This is a genomic window from Blautia sp. HCP3S3_G3 (assembly GCF_052063365.1).
In the GTDB taxonomy this organism is placed as follows: domain Bacteria; phylum Bacillota; class Clostridia; order Lachnospirales; family Lachnospiraceae; genus Blautia_A.
Genome location: NZ_JBQHXR010000055.1, coordinates 1 through 1,732 on the forward strand (window position 1 = coordinate 1; position 1,732 = coordinate 1,732).

At 39.5% G+C, this 1,732-nt stretch carries 2 protein-coding genes; both read right to left on the bottom strand.

The annotated features are described in order from the left end of the window. Positions 1-180: 180 nt before the first annotated feature. A complete protein-coding gene (locus ACTNEW_RS16180) occupies positions 181-1,092 on the bottom strand; it encodes a hypothetical protein (protein WP_441062833.1) in 912 nt (303 codons plus the stop codon). Beyond that, the gene (locus ACTNEW_RS16185; protein WP_441062835.1) at positions 1,092-1,613 is read right to left on the bottom strand and encodes a hypothetical protein; all 522 of its coding nucleotides are present in this window, start codon (positions 1,611-1,613) and stop codon (positions 1,092-1,094) included. The genes ACTNEW_RS16180 and ACTNEW_RS16185 overlap by 1 nt, the downstream gene beginning before the upstream one ends. Between the last annotated feature and the right edge of the window lie 119 nt (positions 1,614-1,732).

Sequence of the window (1,732 nt, forward strand, 5' to 3'; positions counted from 1 at the left end):
AAACAATTCGCAGAAACAATCATCTTTAAAGTGACTGACACATTTGCAAGGTTCTAAAATCAGCACAAAATAATCTGCCGGATAGGGCATCATTTAATTTGCCGGACAACAGTATGTAATAGCTGGTAAAAATCCATCCATATCCGTTTTAAAATATTCTCGCATAAATTTAGGCTCCTATTATTTGCTTTGGTTGCTTCCCCCGGAAGAAGTACCATGAGAAGAGCTACTATTCGATGACTGCCCACTACTTCCAGATGAGGAAGCAGACGAAGAATGCGAGGAAGTATTTGATGATGAGCTATAACCCTGTCCAGATGAATTTCCTGAATTTAACGAACTCTTCACGGATTCACTTCTGTCTCCAGTAGTTCGAGAAGTACTAGATGATGTTGCTGTTCGCACAGCATTGCTACGCTCATTCGTGGAAGAAGTATTGTTATTTGTCTGGATGCTATCTCTCACAGCAGTTTCTCTTGAGCCTGATTTTACTGTAGTTCCTTTATGGTTACTGTTATTGCTGGCACTGCTACTCGTTTTTGTACTTTTTTTTTGAGCTGAGCTATTGTTCATATTGCCATCAAACTGTGAATGCAGCTGAGAAGTTGTTTTGCCGACTGAATCCGCCTGACTTCCACAGGTCTTGGAAAAGCTTTTGCAATTATCTGTTATACCCGCGGCTTTCTCATGATTGTGGATTTCCCCTTGCCCTTTATGTGCATTTTTGGGTACCGCAACCGCCTCTCCATCACCCCCGATATGATGATGAACTAACGGTTGATTTCTATATTGTTCCCATCCGGGATTGTGGGCAATCATTTTTGCGTCTACAATAGGTGCATGTCCATCTTTTACTCGCACTGCATTTTTCTTACTGAACATTTCCGGATGGCTTTGGTAAAGAGAATCAAAGTACTTAGCACTATTTCGTTCCCACCCTTGAGAATTTGCATTTGAATTACCCTTACCAAGATACTGCATTTCGACTTTTAAACTTTCGCTGTGTCTTAATGTATAAGTTTCACCAGTTGAGGTGGTATGCACTTTATCTAATACGTCATCCGAAACGCCTTCGTAAGAATAAAAACTCATTAGATTACTGCCTCCATAGAACCAATCAGATTAACAAGAGATACTTCTAGCGGAAAGAGGAATCGCTTGTCTGTGTCATAAATAAATACCTCACCTGTTTTCTGACGATAGAATAACAGTAAATCGTCATTTCCAGATTTAGAACAGGAGGCAAGCAAAACCGTATCCTGACCGGGAAAATAATAATTGCCATCTTTCACTGCCTGCTCGATCACTTTTTTTCTACCAGAAGATGTTGGAACAGCTGGAAAATCCAACAGAAAGTCCTGGAATGTACCTCTCAGAGTCCAATAATAAAATGTACAAAAGAATACGTTTAGTTCTTTGCACAACTCATGATAGTTTTCCTGACTAGCAGCTTTAGGAGTCCACTGTATCTCATCATCCTCATCGGGTGTTCCAACAAAAAGATCTTGAGGCAGTGATTCATCCCACGAAATGGTCGGCAGAGTACCAAAAGTCTTCTTGTATAACAACTCTTGTTTTCCTAAGTAAGCTTTCATTGATTCCATCAATGTCATGATTAACACCTCCCTATTAAGTCAAGTCTTTTTTCCTTGAATATCAAGGATTTTTTCAATATATCATCAATAAATATCTCAGAAGAAGGAGCCATAGGAATGGACATTTCTCTGTATCT

Bases quoted from the DNA above. Each gene is read 5' to 3' on its own strand.
- ACTNEW_RS16180 (WP_441062833.1), bottom strand. From the start codon at position 1,092: ATGAGTTTTTATTCTTACGAAGGCGTTTCGGATGACGTATTAGATAAA.
- ACTNEW_RS16185 (WP_441062835.1), bottom strand. From the start codon at position 1,613: ATGACATTGATGGAATCAATGAAAGCTTACTTAGGAAAACAAGAGTTG.